4 protein-coding genes are annotated in these 6,688 nt (G+C 67.6%); all 4 read left to right on the forward strand.

Annotated elements, in window-relative coordinates:
- Positions 1 to 56 precede the first annotated feature (56 nt).
- The 4 genes from BUE44_RS25200 (at position 57) to BUE44_RS25215 (ending at position 5,612) form a co-directional block, all read left to right on the forward strand.
- On the forward strand, positions 57 to 1,718 hold the full coding sequence (locus BUE44_RS25200; RefSeq protein WP_073501275.1) for an NAD(P)/FAD-dependent oxidoreductase: 1,662 nt from the start codon (positions 57 to 59) through the stop codon (positions 1,716 to 1,718).
- Between the two features lie 38 nt (positions 1,719 to 1,756).
- Positions 1,757 to 2,296, forward strand: a complete 540-nt coding sequence (locus BUE44_RS25205; protein WP_235002431.1) for a flavin reductase family protein — start codon at positions 1,757 to 1,759, stop codon at positions 2,294 to 2,296.
- Between the two features lie 2,055 nt (positions 2,297 to 4,351).
- Positions 4,352 to 4,804, forward strand: coding sequence for a nitroreductase family deazaflavin-dependent oxidoreductase (locus BUE44_RS25210; protein WP_079190067.1), 453 nt, complete (start codon positions 4,352 to 4,354; stop codon positions 4,802 to 4,804).
- A 394-nt stretch (positions 4,805 to 5,198) separates the two neighbouring features.
- Positions 5,199 to 5,612 (forward strand): VOC family protein, encoded by a 414-nt coding sequence (locus BUE44_RS25215; protein WP_073501277.1) that lies wholly within the window; start codon positions 5,199 to 5,201, stop codon positions 5,610 to 5,612.
- Positions 5,613 to 6,688 lie beyond the last annotated feature (1,076 nt).

Genomic DNA, 6,688 nt, shown 5'->3' on the forward strand with positions numbered 1-6,688 from the left:
GGGTACGTGCATTCGTCGCTGACTGGTATTCGGTTCTCTGTGAGGGGAGTTGTGTGATGGTGGGTGTTGGTGGGGTGCGGGTGTGTGATGTGTTTGTGTTGGGTTCGGGGTTGGCGGGGTCGACGGTGGCGACGGTGTTGGCGTCGCAGGGTGTGAGTGTGGTGTTGGTGGATGCGGGGTCGCATCCGCGGATGGCGATTGGGGAGTCGCAGACGCCGCAGTTGGCGGAGTGGTTGCATATTTTGGCGGAGCGGTATGGGGTGCCGGAGTTGGCGTCGTTGGCGAAGGTGGGGGTGACGAATCGTGTGGTGGGGCCTTCGCATGGGGTGAAGGTGCATTTTGGTTTTCAGCGGCATGTGGTGGGTGTGGAGCCGGATCCGGCGGAGTCGACGCAGTTTGCGATTCCGCGGGTGTTGGCGCAGAACAGTCATATGTTTCGGCAGGACACGGATTCGTGGATGTTTCATACTGCGGTGCGGTATGGGGTTCAGGTTCGGCAGCAGTGGCGGGCTGAGGATCTTCAGTTCGATGCGGATGGTGTGACGGTGACGGGGGCGAATGGTGAGGTGTTCCGGGCGCGGTATTTGATTGATGCGTCGGGGTTCCGTTCGTTGTTGGCGGAGAAGTTTGATCTGCGGGAGAAGCCGGCGCGGTTCAAGCATCATTCGCGGTCGTTGTTCAATCATTTCATCGGGATCAAGCCGTATGATGATGTGGTGGATGTTCCGCGGGAGCACCGTCCGCCGATCAAGTGGCATAAGGGCACGATGCATCATATGATCGACCGGGGGTGGTTGTGGATCATTCCGTTCAACAACTACAAGAAGTCGAAGAACCCGTTGGTGAGTGTGGGTTTGCAGTTGGATGAGCGGGTGTATCCGAAGCCGGAGGATATGACGCCGCAGGAGGAGTTCGATTCGTTTTTGGCGAAGTATCCGGCGATTGCGCGGCAGTTCGAGGGTGCGCGGCCGGTGCGTGAGTGGGTGTCGACGGGGCGGTTGCAGTATTCGTCTCGGAAGTCGGTGGGTTACCGGTGGTGTTTGATGTCGCATGCGGCGGGGTTCATCGATCCGTTGTTCTCGCGTGGGTTGTCGAACACGATGGAGGTTGTGGACGCTTTGGCGTCGCGGGTGTTGGAGGCGTTGCGGGACGATGACTTCTCCGAGGAGCGGTTCGAGTATGTGGAGAAGCTCGAGGCGGGTCTGCTGGACTTCAACGATGATCTGGTGAACAGTGCGTTGATCTCGTTCTCGCATTTCCGGTTGTGGAATGCGGTGTTCCGGGTGTGGGGGTGTTTCATCACGCCGGGTGTGATGCGGTTGACGGGTGCGCGTCTGCGGTATGTGGTGGATGGGGACAACGCGCATTTCCAGGCGTTGGAGAAGACGGAGAATCCGGGGTTGTGGTGGCCGGAGAGTACGACGTTCCAGCGGATTTTGGAGGTGACTGCGGAGACGTGTGAGAAGTTCGAGGTGGGTGAGTTGACCGGTGATGAGGCCGCGGACATCATCTTGAAGGTGGTGCAGGACAGTCCTGAGGTGAATCCGACGTTCGGGTGGAAGGATCCGGCGACGCGGTTCGTCGCGCCGAACACGTTGGATGTGGGGCGGTTTGTTCGGTGGGGGTTGTTCTCGGCGGGTCCGGATATGCGGAAGTTGACTCGTTTCGTGGTGTCCGGTGGGGTCAAGGCCGGTCCGCGTGCGCGGAAGTTGCTGTAGTGGTGGCGGGGGTGGGCGGGCCGGTTGGTGAGGGTGGTGTGTCGGATGAGGTGGCGCATCATGTGTTTCCCGCTGATGGGCGGTCGTTGCGGCGTGTGTGCGGGATGTTCGTCACGGGTGTGACGGTGATCTCGACGGGGGCGGGTGATGAGGGTGACGGGACGACGGTGAATTCGTTCACGTCGGTGTCGTTGGATCCGCCGTTGGTGTTGTTCTGTATTCATCGTGAGTCGCGGTTGCGTGGGGAGCTCACGCGGAGTGGGCGGTTCGCGGTGAATTTGCTGGCGCGGCGTCATGAGCAGTTGGCGCAGGTGTTCGCGGGGCGGCAGGCGCCGGCTGCGGGGCGGGTGTTTTCCGGGCGGAGTGCCCGGGGGGTGCCGGTGCTGGGTGAGTCGTTGGCGTATATGGATTGTGATATTCGTGCGGAGTATCCGGGCGGGGATCACATGATCGTGGTGGGTGAGGTCGTTCAGCTGGGTGTGCACCGGCGGCGGCAGGAGCCGTTGACGTTCTTCGAGGGGTCCTTCGGCCGCTTGGAGGAGGAGCTGCGCGCTGCTTACGCCCGCTGGGACGGCTGACACCACCCCTCCCCCCGGGCCCCCCGGGGGGGCTGCCACCCCCCCGGGGGGCCGGCGCAGCCCGGGGCGCCCCCCGGGCCTGCCCGCCCCGCCCCGGTGGTGCCCGGGCCTGCCCGCCCCGCCCCGGGGGGTGCCCGCCCAACGCGGCTGGGTCCGCTGGAACGTGGCGGGTCCGCCGAACGTGGCTGGGTCCGCTGGAACGTGGCGGGTCCGCTGGAACGTGGTGGGTCTGCCGATTGTGGCGGTGGCTGTGGCGACTGGCGGTGGCCGCCTGGTGTGGTGGTGGTTGTTGGGCCTGGACGGTGTCCGTGCGCGTTGGCCCGGTGGTGACTGCTTGACCGTGCGGTGGCTGTCTGACGGGCGGTGGCTGCCGGGTGTGGCGTGTGTCTGCACCGGCCCGGTGGTGACCGGCTGGCGTTGCCCCGCCCGGGCGCCCCCCGGGCCTGCCCGCCCTGCCCGGGGGGTGCCCGGGCCTACCCGCCCCGCCCCGGGGGGTGCCCGGGCCTGCCCGCCCTGCCGGGGGCGGTGCCCGCCCAACGTGGCGGGTCCGCTGGAATGTGGTGGGTCTGCCGATTGTGGCGGTGGCGGTGGCGGTGGCTGTGGCGACTGGCGGTGGCCGCCTGGTGTGGTGGTGGTTGTTGGGCCTGGACGGTGTCCGTGCGCGTTGGTCTTGTGGTGACTGCTTGACCGTGCGGTGGCTGTCTGACGTGGCGGTGGCTGCCGGGTGTGGCGTGTGTCTGCCCCGGCCTGGTGGTGGCTCGCCAAACCTGGCGGTGGTCGGTGAACTTGGCGGCGCTTGGTTTGAGTTGGCGGTGGCTGCCGGGTGTGGCGTGTGTCTGCCCCGCTTCCGGTGGTGCCCTGACCCGGTCTGGCGGTGACTGCTCGACCGTGCGGTGCCCGCCCAACGTGGTGGGTCTGCCGATTGTGGCGGTGGCTGTGGCGACTGGCGGTGGCCGCCTGGTGTGGTGGTGGTTGTTGGGCCTGGATCGTGCCTGTCCGCGTTGGCCCGGTGGTGACTGCTTGACCGTGCGGTGACCGTCTGACGGGCGGTGGCTGCCGGGTGTGGCGTGTGTCTGTCTCGGCCTGGGGTGGCCGGTGAACTTGGCGTTGCGTGGTTTGAGTTGGTGGTGGCTGCCGGGCTCAGGGGGTGCCCCGCCTCGTTCTTGTGGTGTGCGGTGTATCGCGGTCTGGCCGCCGGGTGTGTTGCTCTCGGTCTCGCCCCGTCTCGGTGGTGCCCGCCCCGCTCCGGTGGTGGCTGTCGGGTGTGTTGCGCTCTGCCCTGTCCCGGTGGTGTCCGGCAGGCCCTGGCGCCTTCTCGTGTTTGGGGCTTCGGCCTGTGTCCGGTGGGAGGGTTGCCCTCAGGGGGTGGCCGGGCCCTGCTGTTCCGCCCATGTGGCGGTACCTGCCTGATCTTGCGGTGTTTGTTGGGTTGGGGGTGTCTGCCGTGTTGTTGCGGTGCCGGCCTGGATGGCGGTGCCCGGTGAACTCCGTCTTCCTGCTGAACCCCCCCTGCTTTCGGTGGGGCGTGGTGGTGCCGTGGCAGTGGTGCGGTGCCGGCCTCGGTCTGGCGGGTGGTGTTCGCTGAACTGCGGTCCGGCTGCTGGGCTCCTGTGCGTGGCTGGGTTTGGTGGTGCCGTCGCGGTGTTGCTGTGTGTCCGCCGGGTCTGGTGGTGCCGCTGGGTTGCGGGTGACCGCCGAGTCTTTTGTTGTCCGCTGGGGTTGGCGGTTTTCGCCGGGGTCGGGCGGTGCCTGCCGGGTCGTGCGCCGTGCTGTCCCGTGTGCTGTCCTGTGTGCTGTCCTGTGCGCTGTGCTGGGTGCTGTTGGTCTGGTCTTATCGGTGTGCTGGGTTCGGCTGTGTGCCGGGGCTGCGCGTTGCTTGGTGGGTGTGGTGGTGCCTGGCGGTTTGGGGGGTGCGTGGTGGTGGTGTGGGGGTGGGGTGTGGTCTTGTGTTGAGGGTCTCCTTGGGGTTGTGGGGGGCTGTCGTTTGGATGCCTGTGCGTTCTGCCTGGTGGGTGGGGGTGGGGGTGTCTTCGGGTGGTGGAGGAGTTCCCGGTTATGACTTTGGGTCGTCGGTGGGCGCGGTTCAACAAGGCGTTGGGTAATCGTGTGGCTGGTCCGTTGTTCGGGCGGTTGCCGGGTTTTGGGTTGGTGGTGCATCGGGGGCGGGTTTCGGGGCGTGAGTATCGGACGCCGGTGAAGGTTTTCCGGCATCAGGGTGCTTATGTGGTGACGTTGCCGTATGGGTCGGGGACGGACTGGGTCAAGAACGTGCGGGCGGCGGGTGGGTGCGAGTTGGTGGTGCGTCGCCGTCGGGTGGCGTTGGTCGATCCGGTGCTGGCTGCTGATGACGGGTCGGTGCGTATCCGCAGGAGTCTGCGGTTGGCGTTGTCGGTGTTGCGGGTCAGGGAGTTCTTGACGTTGTCGCCGGCGCCGCAGGACCCGGGCGGTCCGGTGGGTGATGGGGCGGGGCGTTCTCGTAGCGGGGACCCGACCGGGTCCCGGCGCTAGGGCCTGTCCGGCGGATCTTGCCGGGCCCGCGGGGAGCCCCGGTGGGGGTTCTGGTGGTGAGCGCGGCCTGTTCGGCCCGCGGGTTGTCCCGGGAGGTCTTCGGCGCTGTCCTGGTGTCCGCAGGGTCGGGTTGAGGATTCTCGCGTTGGTGCGGCCCTGTGGGGTGTTGGTGGTGGGTGGGTAAGGGCTGTCCCGCTGTTCGCGGTGGGCTCGGGTGTGGTGGCGGGTGTGGTGTCGTTCGGTGGTGGGTCGTTTCCATGTGTGGGTGGTGTGGGGGCGGGTCGTGGTTGTGCCGGGGGTGCCGTGGGTGTCGCTGCTGGGTTCGCCGGGGATTGCGGGACAGCTCTTGGTCATGGGTTTTTCGTGTGTAGGTATCCAGGGAAGGGAAGTTGTCATGCCGGCTCTCGGCGGGATCCACCATGTGAAGTTCGCGGTCAGCGACATTCAGCGTTCGATCGAGTGGTACGGCCGTGTCTTTGGTTTTGCCACGACGATGGAGTTCAAGGACGACGAGGGGATCGTGCGGGGTTCGGTGGGAAAGCTCACCGGTCTGGACAACACCCTGCTGGCGTTCCGTGAGAACAAGGAGCTCTCGGATTCGCTGTCGGGGTTCGACCCGGTCAGTTTCGCGGTCCAGGGCAAGGCTGAGGTGCAGTCCTGGGTTGACCATCTCAACGCGGAGGGTGTGGAGAACTCCGGTCTGCGGATCGCGGCGATCGGGTACATCGTGTTCTTCCACGACCCGGACGGCATCAAGCTGCACGTCTACTCCTTCGACACCCCGGCCCCGGACGAGATCGAGGCCTGAGAAAAACGCGGCGGGGCGGGGCGGGGCGGGTTGCCTGTGCCGCCTGCTGCGGCTGTTGCCGGTCCGGCCGGGCCCGGGGTGGGCGGGTTCGCCTTCCTGCCCGGGGCGGCCGGCGGGCTGTTTCGCGGGCGGTACTCCTTGACGGAGGCCACCGGCTGCGAGACGCCGGGCCGGGGCCCGCTTCGGGCCTGTCCGGTGGCCGGCAGGCCCGAAGCGGGCAACCACCCCCTGGGGGTCGAGCCCCGGTGGTTGCCCGCCTCCTTCACAAAACCGGCACCCGCCCGCCCCGGCTTTGCCCCAGGCGGCTGCCCCCGCCCCAGGACGGCCGTCCTGGGGCCCCCTGCCCGCAGCCGGGCACCCGGCCACCGCGCCCACGGGGGTCAGACACCGCCCTGGAACATCCAAGGCGGCCGGGGCCGGACCAACACGCCGATGACCGGGAGCCCGAACTCCCTGCTGCGGCGGTCGCAGAAGAACGGTGCCAAAGACACGCTCCCCATGGCCGCCCGCCCGCCCGGCGGGCTGACTGCCACCGCCTGACCGCCTGACCGCCTGACCGCCTGACGGCCTGACGGCCTGACGGCCTGACTGTCCGGCTGTCCTGTCTGGGGGCTCGTGCCGTGGTGGCGGCCCTGTTGCGCCCCGGGTGGGTGCAGGGGGTGTGGTCCTGCTTGCGGCCAGGCGATCCGGGCCGGCCCGACCGGCCCGACCGGCCCGACCGGCCCGATCCGGCCCGACCGGCCCGATCCGTCCGGCCCGATCCGGGCTGATCCGTCCGGCCCGGTCCGGTCCGACCGCACCGACCGCACCGACCGCACCGACCGCACCGGCCGGCCTGATCCGGCCGTCCGTCCGATTCCCCGGTCCGGTCCGGGCCGGGGTGTGGTCCGGGCCGGGGTCCGGGGTGGCCGGGGTTCGGGTGGGGTGCGGGGTGGGTGTCGGAACTTCTTATCGATCTTGATCATTACGGGTTTGCGCTGTTCGGGGCATCATTAGTTTTGGTTGTTGATGGTTGCCGGAGTATCCGGTAGCGTGGGGTGTGGAGAGAGGGGAGCTGGACATGACTGGCGGCGAGT

Origin of the sequence: Actinacidiphila paucisporea, assembly GCF_900142575.1 — a bacterium.
Classification (GTDB): Bacteria; Actinomycetota; Actinomycetes; order Streptomycetales; family Streptomycetaceae; genus Actinacidiphila; species Actinacidiphila paucisporea.

Coding starts and splice junctions, on each gene's coding strand:
- BUE44_RS25215 (WP_073501277.1), top strand. CDS start 5,199: ATGCCGGCTCTCGGCGGGATCCACCATGTGAAGTTCGCGGTCAGCGAC.
- BUE44_RS25200 (WP_073501275.1), top strand. CDS start 57: ATGGTGGGTGTTGGTGGGGTGCGGGTGTGTGATGTGTTTGTGTTGGGT.
- BUE44_RS25210 (WP_079190067.1), top strand. CDS start 4,352: ATGACTTTGGGTCGTCGGTGGGCGCGGTTCAACAAGGCGTTGGGTAAT.